The organism is Cryobacterium sp. AP23 (genome assembly GCF_054075385.1).
On record NZ_CM133415.1, the window covers coordinates 4,048,592 to 4,072,917 of the forward strand.

Genomic DNA, 24,326 nt, shown 5'->3' on the forward strand with positions numbered 1-24,326 from the left:
GGGCGGGCCCATGGTCGGGGGACGCCTCGCCGGGGGGATATTCTGAGGGCATGTTCGGTCTGACGTTCGAGAAACTCCTCCTCATAGGGATCATCGCCGTCTTCCTCCTCGGACCGGAGAAACTGCCGCATTACGCGGCCCAGCTCGGCCGTCTGGTACGCCAGCTGCGGGACATGGCCAACGGCGCCAAGGACCGGATGAAGGACGAGATGGGTCCGGACTTCGACGATGTCGACTGGAAGAAGCTGGACCCCAGGCAGTATGACCCGCGTCGCATCATCCGGGAAGCCCTCACCGAGGACGAGCCGGTGAAGCCCCAGTCCGCGACGGTGTCCCGGGCCGGCCCGAACCCCGACAGCGCCTACCTGCATCGCAAACGCGCCCGCGAGGGCCAGGCCGCCCTGACCGGACCGGCGCCGTTCGACTCCGAGGCCACCTAGCCGCCGAGAGTGCGCCCACCTCGTTGATCGAGCTTGTCGAGATCCCTCAAGCGTCGTCTGAACGTAGACATGGTCGCGGGGTCTCGACAAGCTCGACCGGCGGATGGGAACCTCGGCGCCCCTGCGGGGGTGGCGGCTAGCGCCGCCTCGCCGCTTTTAGGATGCGGGCGAGGAGCACCATCGGGCCCACCAGCCGGGCGAACTCGGCGCCGGTGCCCGGCAGCCTGAGCACGCCCGTGGCGCGGGAGATGGTGACCGGGTTCACGAACCGCAGCAGCCCCTCCGGCCCATTGCGCCGGCCCAGGCCCGAGGCCTTCACACCGCCCATCGGGGCGTCCACGGCGGCGAACGACCCCCGGTAGCCCTCGTTGACGTTCACGCTGCCGGCCTCGAGGGCCTCGGCCACCCGCAGCCCCCGCCGGCCGGAGCCGCTGAGCACCGAGGCGTTCAGGCCGTAGTCGCTGTCGTTGGCGGCGAGGATGGCTTCCTGCTCGGTGTCGACGACCGACACCGCCACCACCGGGCCGAACGTCTCGCCGGCGTGGCAGAGCATCGCCGGGGTGACCCCGGTGAGGATGGTCGGTTCGAAGAAGTACGGGCCCAGGTCGGGCCGGGCCCGCCCGCCGGCCTGCACGGTGGCGCCGTGGCCCACGGCGTCGGCCACATGCTCGATCACCCGGTCGAGCTGGGCCTGCGAGGTGAGTGAGCCCACATCCGCGCTGTAATCGAGCGCGGAACCGAGCAGCAGCGCCCGGGTGACGGTCACGAACTCGCGCAGGAACTGGTCGGACACGCTCCGCTGCACGTAGATGCGCTCGATCGAGACGCAGAGCTGCCCCAGGGACGAGAAGCAGGCGTACGCGGCCTGGGCGGCGGCGCGGTGCGGGTCGACATCGTCGAGCACGATCATCGGGTTCTTGCCGCCGAGCTCGAGGGACGCCCCGGTGAGCGTGCTGGCGGCCTGGTCGGCCACCCGGATCCCGGTGGCGGTGGAACCGGTGAAGCAGACGTAGTCGGCGCCGGCGGTGACGGCGCCGCCGATCCGGCCGCCGTCACCGGCGACGACGGCCCACAGGTCGGCGGGCACGCCGGCGTCGATGAACGCGCGACGCAGCAGCAGGATGCTCAGGGCGCCCTGGTTATCGGCCTTCTGCACCACCCCGCAGCCGGCGGCCAGGGCCGGCACGACGTCCATCGCGGCCAGGCTCAGCGGGAAGTTCCACGGGGTGATGACACCGGCCACGCCCTTGGGCCGGTAGCGCACCCGGGTGGTGACGAGGGCGGGCAGGCCGGAGTGGCGCCGCTCACCGCCGAGCACCCGGCGGGCGGCCAGGGCGTTGTAGCGGGTGACGCCGGCGGCCTGGAAGACCTCCTCGAAGGCCTGCCCGCGGGTCTTGCCGGTCTCGGTCTGCAGGATGTCCAGCAGCTCCTCACGGCGGGAAAGCAGCAGGTCGTGGGCGCGCAACAGCACGGCCCGGCGGTGGGCGAACCCGGAGCGCGCCCAGGCGATCTGGGCGAGCCGGGCGCGGGCATAGGCATCCGCCACATCGCGCTCGTCGCTGAGGGGCAGCTCGTGCAACGCCACCCCGGTGAATGGGGCGATGACCGTGGCCGTCTCGCCCGTGCTCGAGCGGATGTCGCGGTCCAGGTCGACGATGAACGCCAGGCCCCTGTGGGCGGCGGGAACGGCTGATGAAGGCGCTGTGGGAGCAGTCATGCTGGCCAGTCTAGACACGCCGGCCGGGCGCGTGCCGGGTCACACAGCCGGGTCGCAGCCGGTCGCATCCGGCCGCCGCTCGGCCGCCGCTCGGCCGCCGCTCGGCCGCCGCCCGGGCGCCGCCCGGGCTCGGGTCAGCGCGGCGAGATGCCCAGGCTCAGCCCGGCCAGGCCGCGACCGCGGGTAGCCAGACGCTCCGCGATGGCCTGGATGGCCACGGCGGCGGGGTCGGCCGGGTCGCCGAGCACGACCGGCAGGCCGGTGTCGCCGCCGCTGCGGAGGGCCACGGACAGCGGCACCTGGCCGAGCAGGGGCACCAGGGTGTCCTGGCCGGCGGAGAGCCGGGCGGCGACCTCCGCGCCACCGCCGGCGCCGAAGATCTCCAACAGGGTGCCGTCGGGCTGCATGAGCCCGGACATGTTCTCGATCACGCCGTAGATCTTCTGGCCGGTCTGCCGCGCGACGGCGCCGCTGCGCTCGGAGATGTCGGACGCGGCCGGCTGCGGCGTGGTGACGACGATGACCTCGGCGTGCGGCAGCAGCTGCCCCACCGAGATGGCGATGTCGCCGGTGCCCGGCGGCAGGTCGAGCAGCAGGATGTCGAGGTCGCCGAAGTACACCTCGGTGAGGAACTGGGTGATGGTGCGGTGCAGCATCGGCCCGCGCCAGGCGACGGCCACGGAGGTGTCGTCGACGAACATGCCGATCGAGATGACCTTCACCTCGAAGCCGATCGGCGGCAGGATCATGTCGCCCACCTGAGTGGGCTTGACCATGCCGGGCTGGCCGCCGGGCACCCCGGGCGGGGTGACCAGGCCGAGCAGGCCGGGGATGGAGAAGCCGTAGACGTCGGCATCGACGATGCCCACTCGCAAGCCCCTGGCGGCCAGGGCCACCGCGAGGTTGGCGGTGACGGTGGACTTGCCGACGCCGCCCTTGCCGCTGGTGATGGCATAGATCTGCGTGAGCGAGTCCGGCCCGAACTGCAGGCTCCGGGCGCCCTGCCCGCCGCGCAGCTTCTCGGTCATGGCGCGACGCTGCTCGGGCGTCATCACGGAGACCACCACCCGGGCCAGGCCCGCTCCCACGACGGACTCGGCGGCCTGGCGCACATCCGTTTCGATGCGCGTGGCCGCCGGGCAGCCCGCGATGGTGAGGCGGATGTCCACGGTCGCGCCGCCGTCGGCGTCGACCGTGACACCGGAGACCATGTCCAGCTCGGTGATGGGCTTGCGGATCTCGGGGTCGATGACGCGGGTGAGGGCGGCCTGCACCCGGTGCTCGGTCGACGCCGGATCGTACTCAGTCAAACGGGTGCACCTCGTGCGGGGCGGTTCGGGGGCTCGCTTCGCGTTCCCGGCTCTCCAGCTCCCGGCTTTCCCGGTCACGGGCGGCTTCGTTTTCGCGGCGCGCCTGCTCATCGCGCTGGTCGAGGTTGTCGAGCATGGCCCGCAACTCGGCGCGCAGGAAGTCCTTCGAGGCGAGGTCCTTCATGCCCAGGCGCAGCGCCACGACCTCGCGGGCGAGGTACTCCGTGTCGGCCAGGTTGCGTTCGGCGCGTTGCCGGTCCTGCTCGAACTGCACCCGGTCGCGGTCGTCCTGCCGGTTCTGCGCGAGCAGGATCAGCGGGGCGGCGTACGACGCCTGCAGCGACAGCACCAGGGTGAGCGCGATGAAGCCGAGCTCGATCGAGTCGAAGCGCAGGGGGAGCGGGGACAGGGTGTTCCAGGCGATCCAGAAGACCGTGAACAGGCTGAGACCCAGCAGGAACCAGGGCGTGCCCATGCCGCGGGCGATCGCCTCGGTGAACCGGCCGAACCGGTCGTTGCTGCGCCCGCCGCGCTTGCGGCCGACGAGGTTGGTGGTGCGCAGGCCCTTGGGGGTGTCGAGGCGCAGTTCGCTCTTGTTAGCGCGTGCCATTGCCGTGCCTCCGTCCTGGCAGGGGGATGCTTCCCGTTACGAGCTGGGTTCTCGCCGTGGCACGTTTGCGTACCTCGTCGCCGTCGTCGTGACTTCGCCAGTCGTCCGGCAGCAGGTAGTCGAGCACGTCATCAATCGTCACCACCCCGACGAGTCGGTGGTTCTCGTCGACGACGGGCACGGAGACCAGGTCGTAGCTCGCGAGGATGCGGCTGACCTCGGCCGCGGAGGTTTCCGCGGTGACCGGCTCCAGGCCCAGGTCGAGCAGGGTGCCGAGGCGTTCGTGCGGCGGGTAGCGCAGCATCCGCTGGAAGTGCACCATGCCCAGGAACCGGCCGGTGGGCGGTTCGTACGGCGGCAGGGTGACGCAGATCGCCGCGCCCAGCGCGGGGGCGAGGTCGTGCCGGCGGATGAGGGCCAGGCCCTCGGCCACGGTGGCGTCGGCGGAGACGATGATCGGCTCGGTGGTCATCAGGCCGCCGGCGGTGTCGGGGGCGTAGGACAGCAGGAACCGGACGTCGTCGGCCTCTTCGGGCTCCATCAGGTCGAGCAGGTGCTCGCCGCGTTCCTCCGGCAGCTGCGCGATGAGGTCGGCCGCGTCGTCGGGCTGCATGTGGTCGAGCACCTCGGCGGCGCGGGAGTCGCCGAGCCGGGTGAGGATGCCGACCTGCTCGCTTTCGGGCATCTCCTCGAGCACGTCGGCCAGGCGGCCGTCGGGCAGTTCCTCCGCCACCTCGAACATGCGCTGGCGCGGCAGGTCGAGCAGGGTGTTCGCGAGGTCGGCGGGCTTCATGTCGGAGTAGGTGGCGATGAGCTGTTCGGCCGACTGGGACTGGCCGGCTGTGACCTTCTCGTACACCTCGGCCCAGTTCGCGAACGCCGTGGCACCCTTGGCGAACGGCGATGAACCGGTCTTGGGCCGGCGCACGAAGAGCTGACCGATCGCCCAATCGCCCTGGCCGGACTCCTCGATGGCGACGTCTTCGATGGTGGCCTCGCCTGAGCCGTCGTTGAACGCGACCTTGCGGCCGAGCATCTCGGCGATCACGCGCACCTCACCGCCGCGCTGCTCGAAGCGGCGCACGTTGATGAGTCCGGTGGTGATGATCTGCCCGCTGCCGATGCTGGTGACCCGGCCGATGGAGACGAACACGCGGCGTTTGCCGGGGATCTCGACGATCAGGCCGACCACCCGGGGCGGGTCGTCTTTTCGGTAGACCACCAGCACGTCGCGGACCTTGCCCACGCGGTCGCCCGCGGGGTCGAAGACGTTGCACCCGGCCAGACGGGCGACGAAGACTCTGGTGTTTGCCACACCTATAACTTAGCTTGTGCGGGCTGCGCGGAGGCCGGTGCCGGGCCGGTGCGGAGCCGGGTCGGCGCGGTGCGGTGCCGGCGGGGTGGCAGCCCGGTGACCGGGGCATTCTCCCAACGGATGCACAGCGGGCTCATCGGGGATTCCCGGCGGCCGTGAAAGAATGGGTTCATGACCAATCAGAGCCCATTCGGCGGTCGCGCCTCCGCACTGTACCCAGTTCTGCCCAAGGGCGAGGTGCTGGAGACATACGAGACCTACAACGAAGCCCAGTTGGCCGTTGACCTGCTCGCGAAGGCTGACTTCCCGGTGAAACAGCTGTCGATCGTGGGCAACGACCTCAAGACGGTCGAGCGTGTCACCGGCAAGCTCACGTGGAGCCGGGTCGCGCTGGCCGGCGCCGCATCCGGTGCCTGGCTCGGTGTGTTCTTCGGGCTGTTGTTCTTCATCTTCTCGCCCGACGGCGCCGGCCTGCCGTTCGTGTTCGCGGCGGTGCTGATGGGCGCCGGGTTCGGCATGCTCTTCGGGCTGGTCAGCTACGCGCTCAACCGCCGGCGCAAGGACTTCACCTCGACAATGCAGGTGATCGCCGGCAACTACCAGGTGATCGTGGACGTGGAGCTGTTGAACAAGGCCCGCAACCTGCTCGCCGGTCAGGGCGAGCCCGCCGCGGCCGCGCCGCATCCGTCTGACCCGCCGCGCTCGGCGCCCGAGCCGCCCACGGCCCCGCCCGCCGATGCGGCGGGGGAGCAGCCGACCGCGCCGCCCGCCTACGGCGAGACCGCGCCGCCGGTCTCAGCACCGCCGGCAGCCGGCCCGATCCAGCCGGCACCGCCGGTCTCCGGCCCGATCGACCCCGCCCGCTAACCAGCCGCGGCCTGTCGCCCGACCCGGTCTCGCGACCCGTAACTGTTCCCCGTGCGGACAAATGCACCCGGCACACCGGGACCATTTGTCCGCACGGGGACCAGTTGTGGGAGCGGGCGGCCGGGGAGTTAGGACTGCAGGGCGGCCATCCAGGCCTCGACCGCGGCCGACTCGCGCGGGATGCCGGCCGAGAGGTTCTCGGCGCCGGTCTCGGTGATCAGGATGTCGTCCTCGATGCGCACGCCGATGCCGCGGTACTCGGCCGGCACGGTGAGGTCGTCCGGCTGGAAGTACAGGCCGGGCTCGATGGTGAAGACCATGCCGGGCTCGATCACGCCGTCCATGTACATGTCGCGCCGGGCCTGCGCGCAGTCGTGCACGTCGAGGCCGAGGTGGTGGCTGGTGCCGTGCACCATGTAGCGGCGGTGCTGGCCGTTCTCGGGCTTGAGCGCCTCCTCCGCGGTGACGGGCAGCATGCCCCACTCGGCGGTGTGCCGGGCGATGACCGCCATCGCGGCGGCGTGCACCTCGCGGAAGATCGCGCCGGGCCTGGCCACCAGGAAGGCGGCATCCGCGGCCTCGCGCACGGCGTCGTAGACGCGGCGCTGCACATCCGTGAACGTTCCCGTGACGGGCAGGGTGCGGGTGATGTCGGCGGTGTAGTAGCTGTCCACCTCGACACCAGCGTCCATGAGCATGACATCGCCGGGAACGACGGGGCCGTCGTTGCGGGTCCAGTGCAGGATGCAGGCGTGCGGGCCGGAGGCGGCGATGGTGTCGTAGCCGACGGTGTTGCCGTCGGCGCGGGCGCGGGTGTTGAAGACGCCCTCGACGAGTCGTTCGCCGCGCGCGTGCGTGCTGGAGCGGGGCAGGTCGCGGATGACATCTTCGAAGCCGCGTGCGGTGGCCGCCACGGCGAGGCGCATCTGGCCGATCTCGTAGGCGTCCTTGACCAGCCGCAGCTCGGACAGGTCACGGGCGAGGCCGGCGTCCGCGTCGTGCGCGTCGTTGATCTCGATGCTGAAGGGGGCGTCGGAGCCGTTTCCGGTGATCATCTTCTCGGCCGCGTTGCGGAGGCGCGCGTCGTCGACCTGGCCGGTGAGGAACGGGTCGGCCTCGCGCACGAGCAGGGTCTCGCTGTCCACGCGGCGGAGCACGTCGGCGAAGCCGTCGATGCCGTGCACCGTGATGCCGAGGTCGCCGGCGACCTGGGCGATGGAGGGGCGCGGGCCGATCCAGAATTCGCCGATCTCGGAGTTGGCGTAGAACTCGTCGGAGTCGCGGCCGGCGCGCTCCCGGAAGTAGATTGTGGCCTCGTGGCCGGTGCCGGTGGGCTCGAACACCAGCACGGCGCCGGGCTCCGAGTCGCTGCCCCAACCGGTGAGGTGCGCGAACGCGGAGTGGGCCCGGAACGGGTAGTCGGTGTCGTTGGCGCGCTGCTTGAGGCGGCCGGCCGGCACGATCAGGCGGTGGCCCGGGTAGAGCTGCGAGATGCGCTCCCGGCGTGCGGCCGCGAACGGGGCCTGCTCGCGGGCGGCCGGCACCGGTTCGGTGCGCTCGGCCCAGCCACTGGAGATGTACTCCTTGAACCCCACAGAACCGGGGGTGGTCGACCGGTTCTCGTTCGAACGGGCGGCGGGGGCGGGAGCGGGAGCGGTTTCGGTGGAGTCAGCCATTCCTCCATTGTCCCACCAGGCGGTGCCGGCCGCGCCGTCGGGCGCAGGCGGGGAATGGCGGGGCGACGGCGGGGCGGGTCAGTCGGTGGTCAGCGTGGCCACGATCGGTCGGTGGTCGCTGCCCGCGTCGTTCTCGGTGTCGATCACCCGCATGCCCCGCACCCGCCAGTCGGCGGTGGCGAGCACATGGTCGATGGGGGCGCCGAGCAGCATGGGCGCCGAGGCGGGCCAGGTGCCCAGGCCGCCGGATCCGGCTGCCACGGCGGCGTCCCGGCAGTCGCCGAGCACGGCGCCCGCCGACGTGGCCCGGCCGGAGAAGTGGTCGAGGGTGGCGTTGAAATCGCCCGCCATGATCACCCCGGCGCTGCCGGCCTGGCCGGAGCCGCACTGCGTGGCCAGGTAGTCGAGGTCGGAGCGCCAGTTCGACATCTCCCACTGGATCGGGGCCACGGCGTGCACCGCGATGATCGTGGGGCCGGCGCCGTCAACGGGAGTGGCGACCACCGTCGGCAGCACGTTGGTGTTGCCGGGCGGACCGGAACCGGCCGCGGAGGTGACCGTGTAGTCGCCGAGGTCCGGGCTGATCAGCAGGGTCGTCGACCGTGCCTTGGAGATGAGGTCGAACGACACCGTGTGCACCCACATCGGCCGGCCGGCGGCGCGCAGGGCCTCGGCGATGAGCACCCCGGTCTCCTCGGTGGTCTCCGGCAGGGTGAGCACGTCCGCATCCTCCGCCACGGCGAGCGCGGCGATGGCCGCAGCTCCCGGCGCGTCACCGAGCGTGTTCCAGCTCAGCACCGTGATCGAGGACGCCGGCGCGGCGGTGGCCCCGGGCGTCGTCTCGGCAGCGGGTGCGTCGGCAGTCTGTGCATCGGCAGCGTCGCCGGTTGTCGCCGACCCGACCGTGTCGGCCGCGTCCGCATCGACGCCCCGGTGCAGCAGGATGCCGGTGTTCACGGCACCGAAGGCCAGCAGGAGCACCATCAGGAGCGCCGTCGTACCGCGCCAGCGCCGAACCAGGAGCAGCAGGACGGCGAGAACGACCAACAGGGCGGCCGCCACCAGAACGGCCAGACCGCGCAGCGATACCGCGTGCGCCACGACCCAGGCGTTCTGCAGGCCGATGAACTGCGGCCAGGCAAGCACGGCCAGGATGGCGGCTGTGGCCAGAACGACGACACTGCGCACAAGGGTGGGGAACATAGACCAGTCACTGTAAGGGAACTTCCTGCCAGCTCGCTCCAACTAACATGAGCACATGGCAGTCGAACGGCGTTTCACAGGTCCGATCGACCTACACACTCACTCCAGCGTCTCTGACGGCACCGAGACCCCCTCCCAGCTCGTGCGCGCGGCAGCGGCCGCGGGGCTCGGCACCGTGGCGCTCACCGACCATGACTCCACCGCCGGCTGGTCGGAAGCGTCGGTCGCCGCCCGCACCGCGGGCATCACCCTGATCCCGGGCATGGAGTTCAGCACCCGGGTCGGCCACGCCAGCATCCACCTGCTCGCCTACCTGTTCGACCCGTCGGATGCGGGGATCGTGGCCGAGACCGCGCACATCCGCAAGGCCCGGCTCACCCGTGCGGAGCAGATGGTGGCCCGGATCGGCGCCGACTACGAGATCACCTGGGACGACGTGCTGGCCCAGACCACCACCGGCGGCACGGTCGGCCGGCCGCACATTGCCGACGCCCTGGTCGCCAATGGGCTCGCGCTGACCCGCAGCGAGGCCTTCGCCGGAATCCTGCACTGGGAGGCCGGGTACTACCAGCCGCACTACGCCCCTGACCCCTTGCGCGCCGTCGCCCTGGTGCGCGCCGCCGGGGGAGTGCCCGTGATCGCGCATCCGGCCACCCGCGGCGTCGCGGACGTGATGGCGGAGAGCCGGCTGGCCGCCCTCGTGGACGCCGGCCTGTTCGGCCTGGAGCTGCGGCACCGCGAGAACAAACCGGAGGCCACCGCACGGCTGACCATGCTCGCCGAGAAGTACGGCCTCGCCATCACCGGCTCCAGCGACTACCACGGCGAGGGCAAGCCCAACCGGCTCGGCGAGAATACGACGACGCCCGATGTGCTCGAACGCCTGGTCGGCGAGGGCCGCGGGTCCGAACCGGTTTTCGCCGCCTGAGCCTCCCGCGGCCGCGCGATCGCTAAGCTCGGACCACACGCAGGATGAGAGCCCAGACCCCGCTCAGTCACGACTGAGGAGAGGGCTGCCATGTCCGCGAGCAACGACCCCTCGACCGAACCCGAGCGCCGGGTTCTCTGGAGTGCCCTCTACTGGGTCCAGATCGCCCTGCTGGCCGTTATCGTCGCCGGCTCCAGCGCACCGTTGATCGGCGCAGGACGGTGGCCGGGAACGACGGGGGAATGGACCTCAACGATCGCGCCCGTCCTCGCGGCCCTCATTGCTATCTACCTCTTCAGTGTGGGTACGGCCAACGGCCGTGCCCAGCGCAGCCGGCTGGCGGCGAGCTATGACAAGCTGCGCATCGCCGTGCGGAACGGATTGGCCGGCGACGAGGCCCTGCGGGTGTCGAACGAGAAACGGGTCACCGTTGCCCGCCGGCTGCGAGTGATGGTGGCACAGGGCCGGGCGGGCGACGAGAAGCTGCGCGCGGCGCTGGCCAAGGGGCGCGCCAGCGATGAGCACCTGCGGATGGCCGTGGAGAGTGGGCTGGAGGCTGACGAGAACCTGCGGGTGGCCGTCGCCAGCGGAGCGGTCAGCGACGAGAAATTGCGCGTATCGGTCGCCGCTGGGGTCGAGGGTGCCGAGGCGCTCCGGGTCTCCGTCGCCAAGGGGAAGGAGGGCGCTGAGGCGCTGCGGGTTTCCATCGCCCAGGGAATCGATGCGGCGTCGACGACGCTGGCGGTCGTGGACACCGTCGACGCGGCCATCACGCTGTACGCGCCGGATGGTCACATCATGCTCACCAACGACACCGCCAGGACCCTCGCCGTGTTGTCCCGGTCGGAGGAGCTGGATCCGGCGGAGTTCGCCGACGACCGGATCACGCCCATCCCTCGGTTCGACCAGGTCCTGGCGCGTGCCGCCCGCGGGCAACTCGTCACCCGACGGGCCTACTGGGTGGGCACCGGGGACGCGCAGCGGGCCATCATGTCGACGTCCCAGTATGTGCGGCGGGCATCCGGCGAGCTGATCGGTACCGTCGTGGCCTCGCACGACGTCACGCCGCTGGCCCGCACCCGCGATGAGTTCCTCGAAACGGTGAGCCACGAGTTGCGCACGCCGTTGACCTCGATGATCGGGTACCTCGAGATCATCGAGGAGGCCCTCGACCTCGAGGACACCGGGATCGCGCAGGAATTCGAGGTCATCCAGCGCAACACCGACCGGCTCCTCAAGCTGGTCAACGACCTGCTGCTCACCGCGCAGGGCGAACCGCCGTCGGACCGGCGCCCGTTCGATGTGGCCGCGGTGGCCCTGAACTCGGTCAACACGATCCGGCGGCAGGCCGATGCTGCGGGCATCCAGGTTGTCGGCACCGACAGCGGTCCCGTCGTGGCCGAGGTGGATGCCGACCGGCTCGGGGACGTGTTCGACAAGGTGCTCTCCAACGCCCTCAAGTTCAACCGGCCGGACGGCCGGATCGAGCTGTCGGTGTCGACGGACGCGACCGACGCCGTCGTGCGCATCACCGACACCGGAGTTGGCATGACCGACGACGACCGGAAGCGGATGTTCGAGCGCTTCTTCCGCGCACAGTCGGCGCGCACCGGGATGATCGCCGGGGCGGGTCTCGGTCTCACGACCGCGAAGATCATCGTGGACGCTCACCATGGCTCCATCACGGCGGCCAGCACGCTCGGCGTGGGCACCACTGTGGAGATCCGCCTGCCACTGGTCAGCGCCTCCCTCCCGGTGCAACCGACCGTTGACAGCGTGCTGTCATCGATTTAGCATGACCGCATCCTGTCATTTCGAAGGGAGCAATCATGCGGGACATCATTCTGTACGCAACCGACACGATGGCCGACTGGGAGTACTCCTATCTCACGAGCGGGCTGGCGATGGCGGCCGAGATGCAGCCGGACCGGTTCCGGTTCCGGGTGCTGGCCGACGGGCCCGACATCGTCACCACCAAGGGCCGCCTGCGGCTGCAGACCGACGGCGCCATCGGCGACGTGACGGCCGATGACGTGGCAATGCTCGTGCTGCCCGGTGCCGACACCTGGTTCGACGGCCACGATCGGGCCCTGGCGCTGGCCCGCACCCTGCTTGAGCGGCACACACCGGTGGCCGCCATCTGCGGGGCCACGTTCGGCCTGGCCCGCGCCGGGGTGCTCGACACCCGCACGCACACCAGCAACGCACCGGACTTCCTCGCCGCGTCCGGCTACGGCGGCGCTGACCGGTACCTTGACGAGCGGGTGGTGGAGGACGGCGACCTGATCACGGCGCCGGCGACCGCGCCCGTCGACTTCAGCGCGGCGATCTTCCGGCGGCTCGAGCTGTTCCCGCCGGCCATCACGGATGCCTGGTACGGGCTGTACACCACGGGGGAGCGGCACTACTTCGACACGCTTGTCGGCACTGAGCCGGCCTGACGTGGGCGCCGAGAGTACGACCGGGACGCCGACGGTGCGCAATGGACCGGGGGAGTCGCCCGACGCGGGCGTGCCCCGCACGACCGCCGGGGACGCGTTGACCGAGCTGGTGCTGCCGGCGTTCGAGCTGAACGGGGAGTTCCTGGCCGCGGCCGAAACCATGACCAGGCCGGTGGGCCTCACCCCGGCCTGGTGGCAGGTGCTCGGCGCCACCTTGACCGAACCCCTGCCGGTGGCGGAGATCGCCCGCCGGGTGGGGTTGGGCCTGGCCAGGCAGAGCGTGCAGCGGGTGGCGGACATCCTGGTGGAACGCCGCTGGGCCGTGTACACGGACAATCCCGCGCACCGGCGCGCGAAGCTGCTCGAGCCCACGACAGCGGGCCGGGATGCCGTGGACCGGCTGGCCGCATCGCAGCACGCCTGGGCCAATCAGGTCGCGGCCGAGGTGGGGGAGGATGAGCTGCGGCACGCCCTGGCCACCATGCGTCGCGTCATCGACGCATCCCGCGGCTACCGCGCCGGCGCCTGACCCTTCCGCATAGCGACAGCGCCAGTTCGAGGCAGCGAGTTGCGGCAGATTGCCCCTTCCCGGCAGTTGAAGGGGCACTTTCGCGGAAGTCGGCGAAACGGTCGGCGCCGAGAAGACGGAAACGGCCCCCTGACACGAGGTCAGGGGGCCGTCCGGGCAATTCGCTGCGCCGCTACGCGGTCGGCGCCTGCGGGGAACGGCGGCGGGTGCGGCTGCGGCGGCGCGGGGCGCTGTTTCCGTCGTGGTGCTCGGTGCCGCCACCGTCGTGGGTGCCCGCTGCCGGCGTGGCCGCGGGGGCATCCGGGTTGGTGCTGCTGCCGACGCGGGTGCGCGGGCGGCTGGCCTGGTCGGACGACCGGGCGGAACCCGAACGTCCGGCGTCCGAGCGACCGCCGGAGCGGCTGTCGCTGCGGCCGCCGCGGTTGGCGTCACGGCCGGATGCGGCGCCGGGCACGGTTTCCTTGATCGGGGTCGCACGCAGGCGGCCCTTCGACCCGGCGGGGATGTTCAGGTCGGTGTAGAGGTGCGGCGACGAGGAGTAGGTCTCCTGCGGCTCCGGGGTGCCGAAGTCGAGGGCCTTGTTGATCAGGGTCCACTTGGGCATGTCGTCCCAGTCCACGAACGTGACCGCAATACCGGTCTTGCCCGCGCGGCCGGTGCGGCCCACGCGGTGCAGGTAGGCCTTCTCGTCTTCGGGAATCGTGTGGTTGATCACGTGGGTGACGTCGTCGACGTCGATGCCGCGGGCGGCGACGTCCGTGGCGATGAGGATGTCCTTCTTGCCGGCCTTGAACGACGCCATGGCGCGCTCACGCTGCTCCTGGTTGAGGTCTCCGTGCACAGCGGTGGCGTTGAAGCCGCGGTCGCCGAGCTCCTCGACGAGCTTCGCGGCGGCGCGCTTGGTGCGGGTGAAGATCACGGTCTTGCCGCGACCCTCGGCCATCAGGATGCGGCCGATGACCTCGTCCTTGTCCATGTTGTGCGCGCGGTAGACGAGGTGCTCGATGTTGGCCTGCATGAGGCCCTCGTCGGGGTCGCTCGCACGGATGTGGATGGGCTTGCTCATGAAGCGGCGGGCCAGGGCCACGATCGGGCCGGGCATGGTGGCCGAGAAGAGCATGGTGTGGCGGGTGGCCGGAGTCTGCGCGAACAGCTTCTCGATGTCGGCGAGGAAGCCGAGGTCGAGCATCTTGTCGGCCTCGTCGAGCACCATCTCGCGCACGTTGGCGAGGCTGAGCAGGCGCTGGCTGGCGAGGTCCAGCAGGCGACCGGGGGTTCCGACGACGATCTGCGCGCCGGCCTTGAGCTGCTCGATCTGGCCCTCGTAGGCCTTGCCGCCGTAGATGGAGACGACGGTGGTGCCACGGTTGCTCGCGGCGAGCTCGAGGTCTTCACTGACCTGAACACACAGTTCGCGGGTGGGCACGACGACCAGGGCCTGCACGCCGGGCTCGGGGTTGAGGCCGAGGCGCTGGATCAGGGGAAGCCCGAAGCCGAGGGTCTTACCGGTTCCGGTCTTGGCCTGGCCGATGATGTCCTGGCCGCTGAGGGCGAGGGGGATGGTCTGCGTCTGGATGGGGAACGGCTCCAGGATGCCTTTCGCGGCGAGAGCCTCGACCATGTCCTGGTCGATATTGAGTTCAGTGAAGGTCACTTTGTGGTTGCCTGTCTAGCTCGAAGCGGGATGCGCCCGTCTTTGCCTCAGGCGCAAGTCCACCGGTCCATTGCCGGTGAATGACACCAGACTATAGGGCGGCCCTGTGCAAAGGCAGGTGGCCGTGCGGCGAGCCCACCCCAAAGCGCACCTCGAACGGGATGGTGGACCTATGCTTGGCTGGTGATCTCGTGGTTAGGTGAACGTCCCAAACGGGCAGAGACGCCCCGGCTGTCGGCCAGGGCTGAACGCCGAGCGACGACCAAGGTCGACATCACCGAACTGGCGCCCGACCTGCTCACCTACCTGGGCCAGGCGGCATATTTCGAATTGGGCATGTTCGAGAGCCTCTCGACCGCCGTGATCACCGCGCCGACCGTCGCCGCCAAGGAGGGCTTGAGCCTGGCCGCCGGGCGGGCGCTGTCCAAGCACCACGGCCTGATCGACGAGATCCGCCGCCGCGACGGCGAACCGGCCTCCGTGATGAGCCCGTTCGTCCCGGCCCTCGACAACTTCCGCGCCGCCACCGCCGGCGCCGACTGGCACGAGCTGCTGCTGAGCTGCTACCTCACCGGCGGACTGCTGGATGACTTCTTCATGCGGCTCTCCGATGCCCTTCCCGGCGACATCGGACCCCGCGTCGCCCACCTGCTCGGCGAGCACGGCGGCGCCGATGTGCTGGTGCACGAACTCGCCGCGGCCATCGCCGCGGAGCCCGCGCTCGAATCGCGCCTGGCGCTGTGGGGCCGGCGCCTCGTCGGTGACACCCTGCTGGTGGCCCGGTCGGCCATGGCCGTGACCCAGGACTCTCGCATCGAACCCGTCTTCACCGAACTGATCGCCGCACACACCCGACGGATGGACGGCCTCGGCCTCACCGCGTAGCATCCGCCCCGACACAGCAGAAAACGCCCTCATCGTGATCGATGAGGGCGTTTCTGTTGGTCTCTGCGTACCTGCGGGCAGCGTACCTGCCGGGCTGCTGACCTGCCGGGGGAGAGCTACGCGACCTGCCCGGTCTTGGTGATCCGGTGCAGCATGGCCAGGTCGGCCGTCTCGCGGCGCTTGCCGACGAGCACATCGACCACGACGGATGCGACGGCGGCGACCACGAGGGACACCCACCAGATCCAGCCGCCGTCCCAGGCCCAGCCGAGCCAGGTCAGGGCGACCCAGACCAGCGCGGCGACGCCGGTGCCAACGGCCGGCACCAGCACGGAACCGTGCGTGTGACGCCGGGGCAGGGCATAGCGGGCCGCCAGGCCGAGGAGCGCGCCGCCGAGGGCGACGAACAGGAGCTCCATGCGGGTGTTAGGCGACGAAGCCGACGCGGCGGGAGGACTCGGAGCCCAGCTCGACGTAGGCGAGTCCGATGGTCGGCACGATGTAGAGGTGCCCCTTCTTGTCGCTGAGCTTGAGGTAGCCGGTCTGCCCGGCAAGCGCGGCAGCGACGATCTCTTCGATCTCGTTGGCGGGCTGGGTCGTCTCGAAGCTGATCTCCCGGGGGGAGTTGAAAATGCCAATGCGAATGTCCACGGATGCGCCTTTCGGTTGCCTGTCCGCCCAGATTACGACATGCCCGGTGATCGGCCCGCCACGTTCACTGTCGGCGCAACCCGTTACCGTTGGACCGTGATGAACCCGGTGTCCGAACTGCTCAATGAGCCCTCTGCCTCCGCCCTCGCAACCCCCGGCGGGGGCCCCGCCCTGACCGTCGACATGGATGCCAGCCAGCGGGCCGTGCTGGACCTCGACGTCGACCGTTCCGCCGCCGTGATCGGCGCGCCCGGGTCCGGCAAGACGCACACCTTGGTTGAATTCGTCGCCGACCGGGTGCTCAGCCGCGGCCTCTCGCCCAGCGAGGTGCTCGTCCTCGTGCCCACCCGCACCGGCGCCACGGCCCTGCGCGACCGGCTCGCCCTGCGCCTGCGGGTGCCCACCAACGGGCCGCTGGCCCGCACCATGAACTCCGTCGCCTTCCAGATCGTGCGGGATGCCGAAGTCGCCGCCGGCCGCACCAGCCCCACCCTGCTGACCGGTGGGGAGCAGGACCAGATCATCGCCGAGATCCTGCAGGGCGACATCCTCGAGGGCACCGGCCCGGCCTGGCCCAGCCCGCTCGACGCCGAGGTGCGCCTCCTGCGCGGGTTCCGCACGGAACTGCGCGACCTGATGATGCGCGCCGTGGAATACGGCGTCACCCCCGCCCGCCTGGCCGACCTCGCCGCCGAGAACGACCGGCCGGAGTGGGCCGCCGCCGCCGCGTTCATCCGCGACTACCAGGAGATCAAGGACCAGAGCCGGCCCGGCCAGTTCGATTCCACCGAGCTCGTGCAGTTCGCCGCGGCGATCGTGCAGGACGCCCCGCGCCTCAGCCCCCGGCCGGCCGGCCCGGGCACGTCCACGATGCTGGACGCGGTCACCGCCGGCAACCCGCTCGGCCCGCTCGGCGCGCTCCGCCTGATCGTGCTCGACGACGCCCAGGAGGCCACCGAGTCCACCCTGGCGCTGCTGGCCCAGTTCGCCGCCCGCGGGGTCACCGTCGTCGCGTTCGGCGACCCCGACCTCAGCACCGGGTCGTTCCGCGGCGCCCACCCGGATGCCCTCGGCCGCCTCGGCCACTACCTGGGCCTGCCCGACGTGGCGACCCTCACCCTCGGTACCGTGCACCGGCACGGCACCGAGCTGCGCCAGGTGGTGCGTGAGTTCACCGGCCGGATCGGCGCCGCCGCTGCCGGAACCCAGCGCTCCGCCGGCAGCGCGGAGGAGGCCCTGGTGCCGGCGGCACCCGGCACCGGCGCCGTGCAGACCGTCGTCACCGCCAGCCCGGCCGACCAGCTCGCCGTGATCGCCCGGCGGTTGCGGGAACGCCACGTGCTCGACGGCGTGCCGTGGGGACGGATGGCCGTGATCGTGCGCACTGGCGCGCTCGTGCCGGCGCTGTCCAAGGGCCTCGCCGCCCTCGAGGTGCCCACCCAGGTCGCCGCCTCCCGGGCCGCCCTTCGCGACGAACCGGCCGTGAAAGCCTTCATCCTCGCCCTCGACGTCACCCTGGGCCGCCGGCCGCTCGATGCCGACGCCGCGGTCGACCTGCTGCGCGGACCGCTCGGCGGCCTCGACCCGATCACCCTGCGAAGGTTGCGGGCGGCGCTGCGCCAGGACGAACTCAGCCAGGAGAACCTCGCCGAGGACGGCGCCCGCACCGCGGACGAACTGCTCCTCGCGGCGTTCGCCGACCCGGCCCTGCTGGAACGGATCGACAACCGCACCGCCCGCCGCGCCGCATCCTGCGCCAAGAACCTGCGCCAGACCCGCACCGCGTTCGCCGCCGGCGCCACCATCGAGGAACTGCTCTGGGGCCTCTGGCAGCGCAGCGGACTCGCCCCCGCCTGGGCCGAGCAGTCCACCGGCACCGGCATCGACGCCGACGAGGCCAACCACAACCTCGACGCCGTCGTGGCCCTGTTCTCCGCGGCGCAACGCTTCGTCGAACGCACCCCGGCGGCCCCGCCGGTGTTGTTCGTGGAACACCTCGTCGACACCGACGTGCCCGAGGACACCCTGGCGCCGCGCGCCCTGGCCGAATCCGTGCTCGTCTCCACCCCCAGCGGCACCATCGGCCGCGACTACGACCTCGTGGTGCTCGCCGGCGTGCAGGAGAACGTCTGGCCCGACCTGCGCATCCGCGGTTCGCTGCTGGGCTCCGGCGACTTGGCGCTGCTCGCGGCGGGCCAGACGCCCGACCCGGCCGGCGCCCGCACCAGCGTGCTGCACGACGAACTGCGGATGTTCGCCCAGGCCGCGTCCCGCAGCACGACCGAGCTGCTCGTCACCGCCGTCGACAACGACGAGAACCAGCCCTCCGCGTTCCTGCGTCTGCTGCCGGAGCCCGACCCGGCCCCGTTGGCGCGCTACCCGCTGTCGCTGCGGGGGCTGGTCGGCCGGTTGCGTCGCGACCTCACCCAGACCCTGCGCCCCCGGCTGCAGCCCGCGGCCGCCGACCCCGTCGCCGCCCTGCCGGCCGTGCTTCCGGTGCGGGCCACGGATGCCGCCGCCACCCTCGCCCGCCTGGCCAGGGAGAAGGTGCCCGGCGCCACCCCCGACGAGTGGTACGGCCTGCGCGACGCCAGCACCGACCGGCCGCTCAACGACCCCGACGCTGGCGACGGCCCGGTGCGGGTGTCACCGTCGCGGATGAGCGCGTTCGAGACCTGCCCGCTGCACTGGCTGATCGGCCAGATCGGCGGCGGCGACTCCAGCACCGCCGCGAACCTCGGCACCATCATCCACAAGGTAATGGAGGACGCCACCGACCCCGCGCTCACCCCCGACCCGGCGCTGATCAGCGCGGATGCGCTCTGGGCCGGCGTCGAGGCACGCTGGGGCGAACTCGCCTTCGACGCCGACTGGCAGTCCCGGGTGCAGAAGACCCAGGCCCGCGAGCTGACCGACAGGCTGGCCGCCTACCTCGGCGATGGCGCCCGGGACGGCACCCGGCTGCTCAGCGCCGAGGGCCGGTTCGCGCTCGAGCTCGACGGCGCAGTGCTCTCCGGCACCATCGACCGGGTGGAACGGCTGCCCGACGGCCGGGCCGTGATCGTCGACTTGAAGACCGGCAAGGGCGACGCCACCAGCGACAGCGGCGTCGCCGAGCACCCGCAACTCGGCGCGTACCAGCTGGCCTTCTCCGCCGGCGTCATCGACGGCCTCGAACCCGGCATGGAACTGGCCGGCGCCCGCCTGGTGATCGTGTCCTCCGGCACCCAGAAGCAGAACTACCGCAACCCCACCCAGCCGGCCTTCACCCCCGACGAACTCGCGACGTTCACCAAGCGGGTCACCGACGACGCCGCCGGCATGGGTGGCGCCACCTTCGTGGCCGAGATCGCCGACCACTGCCTCGACCCCCGCTCCTACGGCTCGTGCCGCATCCACGTCATCAAGCAGGTCAGCTCATGAGCACCACGCCCGCAGACAACCGGTCGGGCTCAGCCCATTACGTCTCAGCCCATTACGTCTCAGCCCTCGACATCGCCAGGGCACTGGAGATGTTCCCGCCCACCAGCGAGCAGCAGGCCGTGATCGAGGCGCCCCTCACGCCCACCCTCGTGGTTGCCGGCGCAGGCAGCGGCAAGACCGAGACCATGGCCAACCGGGTGCTCTGGCTGCTGGCCAACGGGCACGCCAGGCCCGACCAGATCCTCGGCCTCACGTTCACCCGCAAGGCCGCCGGCGAACTCGCGGAACGCATCAACGGCCGCATCCGCCAGCTCAGCGACGCCGGGCTGATGCCCACGACCGATTCGGCCGACCCGGTGACCGGGCTCACGGCCCGGCCCGGGCTGGACTCGGCCGACCTGTTCAACGCGCCGGCGGTCTCCACCTACAACTCCTTCGCCAGCCGGCTGTTCACCGACAACGCCCTGCTGCTGGGCCGCGAACCCGAATCGGTGCTGCTCAGCGAGACCAGCGCCTGGCTGCTGGCCCGCCGGGTGGTCGTTGCCCACGGCGACGGCCGCCTGGTGCAGTACGGCAAGGGCGTTGACGCGGTCACGGATGCCGTGCTCTCGCTCAGCCGGGCCCTGGCCGAGAACCCGCCGGTTTTCGTGCCCGGCGAGGACCCCGTGCCGCACGACCTGGCCCGCCTGGCGAACAGCTTCGGCTACCTCGCCGACCTGCCCTACGGCAACCCGCGCAAGAAGAAGCCCTTCGACTCGGTGCTCGAGGCCATCGGTGCCGTCGCGCCGCTGCCGGTGCTGGCCGAACTGGCGGATGCCTACGGGGCCGAGAAACGCCGCCAGGGCCTGATCGAATTCTCCGACCAGGTGGCCCTGGCCCTGCAGGTCTGCCGCAAGGTGCCCGCTGTGGTTGATCGCTACCGCGACCAGTACCGCATCGTGCTGCTCGACGAATACCAAGACACCTCGGTGCTGCAGACCGAGCTGCTGCGCACCCTGTTCGCGCATCACCCGGTGATGGCCGTCGGCGACCCGCACCAGTCCATCTACGGCTGGCGCGGCGCCAGCTCAGCGAACCTGCTCGGCTTCTCCACCGACTTCGCCGACCTGCCCAACACGCAGGCGCCGTCGATGTCGCTCTCCTTCACCTGGCGGAACCCGGTCACCGTGCTCGACACCGCCAACGCGCTGGTGGCGCCGCTGAGCGCCGAGCTGCGTGCCCGGCCCAACGGCATCCAGGTGGAAACCCTCAAGGTGCCGGAGGGCAAGGCCGCCGGCCAGGTGCAGGCGGCCATGCACGAGACCATCGCGGAGGAGGCCGCGTCCGTCGCCCGCTGGTTCGCCGCCCGGCTCGGCACCGGCACCGCCGCCGAACGGCCCGACACCGTTCCGGAGTCCGGCGCGATGCTCTTCCGCGCCCGCCGCGACATGGAGTTCTACGCCGAGGTGCTGCGCGACCACGGGGTGCCCGCGCACGTGCTCGGGCTCGGCGGCCTGCTCTCCACCCCCGAGGTGGCTGACGTGCTCGCCGTGCTGCGGGTCGTGCACGACCCCGCGGCCGGCAGCGACCTGATCCGGCTGCTCACCGGCGGCCGGTGGCGCGTCGGCGTGCGCGACCTGCAGGCCCTCTCCAACGTGGCCGGCTGGCTGGCCAGCCACGACTGGGCCCAGAAGGCCGTGACCGACGAGCTCAAGGCAAAACTGCGCGCCTCGGTGGCGACCGAAGAGAGCCGCTCGCTCGTCGACGCCCTCGACTTCGTGGCCTCCGCCCCGGAGTCGCACGGGCAGCTGGCCGGTTTCAGCGAGGACGGCCGGCAACGCCTGCGGCAGGCCGGCCGGCAGTTGGGCTGGCTGCGGAGCCGGTCGAACCTGGGCCTGCTCGACTTCGTGCGCCTGATCGAACAGGAGACCCTGCTCGACCTCGAACTCGTCGCCAACGAGACCCATGGCCGCGCCCTGGCGAACCTGTACGCCTTCCACGACGCCGTGTCGGCATTCCTCGACAGCGACGAGCAGGGCACCCTGGCCAGCTTCCTGCGCTGGCTGGCCCGCGCCGAACGGCAGGACGACCTCGGCCCGCGCGGCGAGGCCGCCGAACCCGGCACCGTGCAGCTGCTCACCATCCACGGCTCCAAGGGATTGGAATGGGACTACGTGGCCATCCCCGGGCTGACCGAGAAGACCCTGCCCGCGCCGTCGCGGGAAACGACCGGCTGGTTGCGATTCGGCGAACTGCCCTACCCCTGCCGCGGCGACCGGGCCGAACTGCCCGAGCTCAAACGACTGGGCCATGAGACCCAGCTGTCGTTCGACGAGGACTTCCAGCTTTACAAGGAGCAACTCGCCGCCCGGCACGACGCCGAGGAACGCCGGCTGATCTACGTCGCCACCACTCGCGCCCAGCAGCACCTGCTGCTCACCGGCGCGTTCTGGGGCGGCGGCACGACAGTGCGGAAACCCAGCCGGTACCTGCTCGAACTCGCCGAGGCCGGCCTGATCCAGGCCCTGCCGGAGGGCAGCGAGTCCGACGAGAAACCCGTCACCGACGAGGACGCCACCGAGGTGTGGCCCTTCGACCCGCTCGGCGCGCGCCGCCGGGTCGTGGAGGCCGCCGCCGCGCTCGTGCGCGCGCACGACAACACGCACGACAACACCGACGACACCGCCGCCGATGACACCGTCACCGATGACATCGAGACGCCCTGGTCGCGCGAGGTGACCCTGCTGCTGGCCGAACGGGCGCAACGCCTGGCCGGACCGGGCAGCCTCGACCTGCCCACCCGCATCCCGGCGTCCCGGTTCAAGGACTACGTCGACGATCCTGCCGCCGTGCTGGCCCGGCTGCGCCGGCCGATGCCCGAGCGGCCGTACCGGGCCACCCGGCTCGGCACCCTGTTCCACTCCTGGGTGGAACAGCGCTCCACCGGGGCGTTCTCCGGTGATCTCATCGATGCCGGGCTCGACGAGCTCGACCTCGACCTCGATGCCGACACCGACGCCGGCGACGGGATGACGGTCGAGCTGGACCAGCTCGAGCGGTTCAAGGCCACCTTCGAACGGTCGCCATGGGCGACCCTGGCGCCGGAGGAGGTGGAAATCGAAATCCACCACGTGCTCGGCGACCAGGTCTTCATCTGCAAGCTCGACGCCGTCTACAAGACCGAGACCGGATACCAGGTCGTCGACTGGAAGACGGGCAAGGCGCCCAAGGACGCCGCGGACCTCGAACTCAAGCAGACCCAGCTGGCGCTGTACCGCCTTGCCTACGCCCGGTGGAAGGGCATCGACCCCGCCATCGTCGACGCGGTGTTCTACTTCGTCGCCGACGACCGGATCGTGGCCCCCGAGCGGCTCTACTCCGAGGAGGACCTCGTGCGAGCCTGGTCATCGGTGGCCGCGTCATCCGCCGAGCCGCCGTCGATCGTGGGAACCGGGCCGGTCGCGTCGTCGGTGTAGGCCGCGTTCGACCCGGCCGCGTCGATGTCCGGGGCGTCGAAACCGGTGCCGTCGAAGCTCGTCACCCGGGAGAACGACCCGGTCTCGGCGAACTCGCTGGTGCCGTAGTCGTCGTTCTCGAAGTCGTTCCGGCCGGCGGACCCGGAGGTCGCCGTGCGCGGGGTGTCCTCGAGCATCGACTCCACGTCGGACACGCTGAGGATCGGACCGGTCTCGGGTGAGAGCGAGTTCATGGTGTGGCTGTGCACGTTGTCCACCAGGCCGTCGAGCATCGATACCGCATCCTCGACGATGGCCTCGTCGTGGGTGTCGACGCCGTGCAGCAGCCAGCGGACCAGTTCCAGTTCGGCGTACAGCATCGCCCGCTGGGTGATCAGCGGGTCGTTGCCCTGCCGGGCCGCGGTGTAGGTGGCGATGGCCGTCTCGGCGGCGTCGCCGCGGGCGGCGAGCAACCAGTGGATGTCGCGGGCCGGGTCTCCGACGCTCAGCGCCGACCAGCCGAGCACGGCCGCCACGGCATCATCGCTGATCAGGAAGGAATCGGCGGAGAGAGAACCGTGGATCACGGTCGGGGTGAACTGCCAGAGGGTGTGGTCGTCGGTGGCCAGCTCCCAGCGGCGCAGCAACGCGGCCGGCAGCTTGCCGGTGGCGGCGGCCCGGTCGATCAGGTCGATGGTGGAGGTGCGGCAGTCCAGGGCGCTCTGCTGCACCAGGCCGGCGTCACCGATGAACGCGGTCGGCAGGCCGTGGATGGCGGCGATGGCGCGACCGATCGACCCGGACACCCCGACATGGCCGGTGAGGGCATCCGCGTCATAGGACGCACCGGGCAGTCGTTCGTAGACGACGGCCCTGGTGTTCTCGAACGGGGCCTGACCCACGAACACCGGCACGTCGAACGGCAGCCGGCTGCGGTTGCCGGTGGTGAGGGCGCGGAGCGCCACGAGGTCGGCTGACTGTTCGGTTTCGGCCGCCTGCGACGTGGGAACCCTGATGATCAGCTCCTTCTCGTCGCGGGTGATCAACAGGGCAGAGTCGAACGACCCGTCGCCTGCGAAACTGTGGTTGCGGGCGTGGGCGACGTCGAGCTCCGGCACTGCATTGGTGGCCAACGCGGCTAGAGTGAGATGGGATCTGGCCATGCCTTATAGGTTAGGTCGACTTCCTCCCGGTGAGGCCATTCGCCACGCCTGCAGTCAACTTCGGCACGTGTTGCCCGATC

General features: G+C 71.1%; 19 protein-coding genes. 9 read left to right on the forward strand and 10 right to left on the reverse strand.

Features of this window, described 5'->3' with window-relative positions; translation table 11 throughout:
- Window positions 1–50 precede the first annotated feature (50 nt).
- A complete protein-coding gene (locus ACU5E9_RS19100) occupies window positions 51–440 on the forward strand; it encodes a twin-arginine translocase TatA/TatE family subunit (RefSeq protein WP_456811459.1) in 390 nt (129 codons plus the stop codon).
- Between the two features lie 136 nt (window positions 441–576).
- Here the strand turns inward: ACU5E9_RS19100 and ACU5E9_RS19105 are convergent, their stop codons facing one another.
- The 4 genes from ACU5E9_RS19105 to ACU5E9_RS19120 form a co-directional block, all read right to left on the reverse strand.
- Window positions 577–2,157, reverse strand: coding sequence for a succinic semialdehyde dehydrogenase (locus ACU5E9_RS19105; RefSeq protein WP_456811460.1), 1,581 nt, complete (start codon window positions 2,155–2,157; stop codon window positions 577–579).
- Window positions 2,158–2,291: 134 nt separating this feature from the next.
- Window positions 2,292–3,467 carry a P-loop NTPase gene (locus tag ACU5E9_RS19110; RefSeq protein WP_456811461.1) on the reverse strand — a complete coding sequence of 392 codons (1,176 nt, stop codon included), beginning with the start codon at window positions 3,465–3,467 and terminating at the stop codon, window positions 2,292–2,294.
- Window positions 3,460–4,077 carry a DUF1003 domain-containing protein gene (locus tag ACU5E9_RS19115; RefSeq protein ID WP_456811462.1) on the reverse strand — a complete coding sequence of 206 codons (618 nt, stop codon included), beginning with the start codon at window positions 4,075–4,077 and terminating at the stop codon, window positions 3,460–3,462. The genes ACU5E9_RS19110 and ACU5E9_RS19115 overlap by 8 nt, the downstream gene beginning before the upstream one ends.
- Window positions 4,064–5,392 (reverse strand): magnesium transporter MgtE N-terminal domain-containing protein, encoded by a 1,329-nt coding sequence (locus ACU5E9_RS19120; RefSeq protein ID WP_456811463.1) that lies wholly within the window; start codon window positions 5,390–5,392, stop codon window positions 4,064–4,066. Before ACU5E9_RS19120 ends, ACU5E9_RS19115 begins: the two co-directional genes overlap by 14 nt.
- 171 nt (window positions 5,393–5,563) lie before the next feature.
- Here ACU5E9_RS19120 and ACU5E9_RS19125 point away from each other — a divergent pair, with 171 nt between their 5' ends.
- The gene (locus ACU5E9_RS19125) at window positions 5,564–6,259 is read left to right on the forward strand and encodes a general stress protein (RefSeq protein WP_456811464.1); all 696 of its coding nucleotides are present in this window, start codon (window positions 5,564–5,566) and stop codon (window positions 6,257–6,259) included.
- 128 nt (window positions 6,260–6,387) lie between these two features.
- Here the strand turns inward: ACU5E9_RS19125 and ACU5E9_RS19130 are convergent, their stop codons facing one another.
- Both ACU5E9_RS19130 and ACU5E9_RS19135 read right to left on the reverse strand, forming a co-directional pair.
- Window positions 6,388–7,935, reverse strand: coding sequence for an aminopeptidase P family protein (locus tag ACU5E9_RS19130; RefSeq protein WP_456811465.1), 1,548 nt, complete (start codon window positions 7,933–7,935; stop codon window positions 6,388–6,390).
- A 78-nt stretch (window positions 7,936–8,013) separates the two neighbouring features.
- A complete protein-coding gene (locus ACU5E9_RS19135; RefSeq protein ID WP_456811466.1) occupies window positions 8,014–9,138 on the reverse strand; it encodes an endonuclease/exonuclease/phosphatase family protein in 1,125 nt (374 codons plus the stop codon).
- A 55-nt stretch (window positions 9,139–9,193) separates the two neighbouring features.
- On the opposite strand from ACU5E9_RS19135, the gene ACU5E9_RS19140 reads away from it, so the two are divergent.
- The 4 genes from ACU5E9_RS19140 (at window position 9,194) to ACU5E9_RS19155 (ending at window position 13,036) form a co-directional block, all read left to right on the forward strand.
- Window positions 9,194–10,066 (forward strand): PHP domain-containing protein, encoded by an 873-nt coding sequence (locus ACU5E9_RS19140; protein WP_456811467.1) that lies wholly within the window; start codon window positions 9,194–9,196, stop codon window positions 10,064–10,066.
- Between the two features lie 90 nt (window positions 10,067–10,156).
- Window positions 10,157–11,860: a sensor histidine kinase gene (locus ACU5E9_RS19145; RefSeq protein WP_456811468.1), complete on the forward strand. Its 1,704-nt coding sequence runs from the start codon at window positions 10,157–10,159 to the stop codon at window positions 11,858–11,860.
- Between the two features lie 35 nt (window positions 11,861–11,895).
- Window positions 11,896–12,507 carry a DJ-1/PfpI family protein gene (locus ACU5E9_RS19150; protein ID WP_456811469.1) on the forward strand — a complete coding sequence of 204 codons (612 nt, stop codon included), beginning with the start codon at window positions 11,896–11,898 and terminating at the stop codon, window positions 12,505–12,507.
- 1 nt (window position 12,508) lies between these two features.
- Window positions 12,509–13,036 carry a MarR family winged helix-turn-helix transcriptional regulator gene (locus tag ACU5E9_RS19155; protein ID WP_456811470.1) on the forward strand — a complete coding sequence of 176 codons (528 nt, stop codon included), beginning with the start codon at window positions 12,509–12,511 and terminating at the stop codon, window positions 13,034–13,036.
- 172 nt (window positions 13,037–13,208) lie between these two features.
- On the opposite strand, the gene ACU5E9_RS19160 is transcribed toward ACU5E9_RS19155, so the two are convergent.
- The gene (locus tag ACU5E9_RS19160; protein ID WP_456811471.1) at window positions 13,209–14,690 is read right to left on the reverse strand and encodes a DEAD/DEAH box helicase; all 1,482 of its coding nucleotides are present in this window, start codon (window positions 14,688–14,690) and stop codon (window positions 13,209–13,211) included.
- A 183-nt stretch (window positions 14,691–14,873) separates the two neighbouring features.
- Here ACU5E9_RS19160 and ACU5E9_RS19165 point away from each other — a divergent pair, with 183 nt between their 5' ends.
- Window positions 14,874–15,575 (forward strand): ferritin-like fold-containing protein, encoded by a 702-nt coding sequence (locus ACU5E9_RS19165; protein WP_456811472.1) that lies wholly within the window; start codon window positions 14,874–14,876, stop codon window positions 15,573–15,575.
- Between the two features lie 116 nt (window positions 15,576–15,691).
- Here the strand turns inward: ACU5E9_RS19165 and ACU5E9_RS19170 are convergent, their stop codons facing one another.
- Together ACU5E9_RS19170 and ACU5E9_RS19175 are read right to left on the reverse strand one after the other, a co-directional pair.
- Window positions 15,692–15,994 (reverse strand): hypothetical protein, encoded by a 303-nt coding sequence (locus ACU5E9_RS19170; RefSeq protein ID WP_456811473.1) that lies wholly within the window; start codon window positions 15,992–15,994, stop codon window positions 15,692–15,694.
- Between the two features lie 7 nt (window positions 15,995–16,001).
- Window positions 16,002–16,226: a DUF3107 domain-containing protein gene (locus tag ACU5E9_RS19175; protein WP_456811474.1), complete on the reverse strand. Its 225-nt coding sequence runs from the start codon at window positions 16,224–16,226 to the stop codon at window positions 16,002–16,004.
- 99 nt (window positions 16,227–16,325) lie between these two features.
- Between ACU5E9_RS19175 and ACU5E9_RS19180 the strand changes: the two genes are divergently transcribed.
- Together ACU5E9_RS19180 and ACU5E9_RS19185 are read left to right on the forward strand one after the other, a co-directional pair.
- Complete coding sequence (locus tag ACU5E9_RS19180; RefSeq protein WP_456813582.1) at window positions 16,326–19,649, forward strand: ATP-dependent helicase; 3,324 nt, start codon at window positions 16,326–16,328, stop codon at window positions 19,647–19,649.
- The gene (locus ACU5E9_RS19185) at window positions 19,646–23,104 is read left to right on the forward strand and encodes a UvrD-helicase domain-containing protein (protein WP_456811475.1); all 3,459 of its coding nucleotides are present in this window, start codon (window positions 19,646–19,648) and stop codon (window positions 23,102–23,104) included. Before ACU5E9_RS19180 ends, ACU5E9_RS19185 begins: the two co-directional genes overlap by 4 nt.
- On the opposite strand, the gene ACU5E9_RS19190 is transcribed toward ACU5E9_RS19185, so the two are convergent.
- Window positions 23,002–24,246, reverse strand: a complete 1,245-nt coding sequence (locus tag ACU5E9_RS19190) for a phosphotransferase (protein WP_456811476.1) — start codon at window positions 24,244–24,246, stop codon at window positions 23,002–23,004. The two genes, ACU5E9_RS19185 and ACU5E9_RS19190, sit on opposite strands and share 103 nt — an antisense overlap.
- Between the last annotated feature and the right edge of the window lie 80 nt (window positions 24,247–24,326).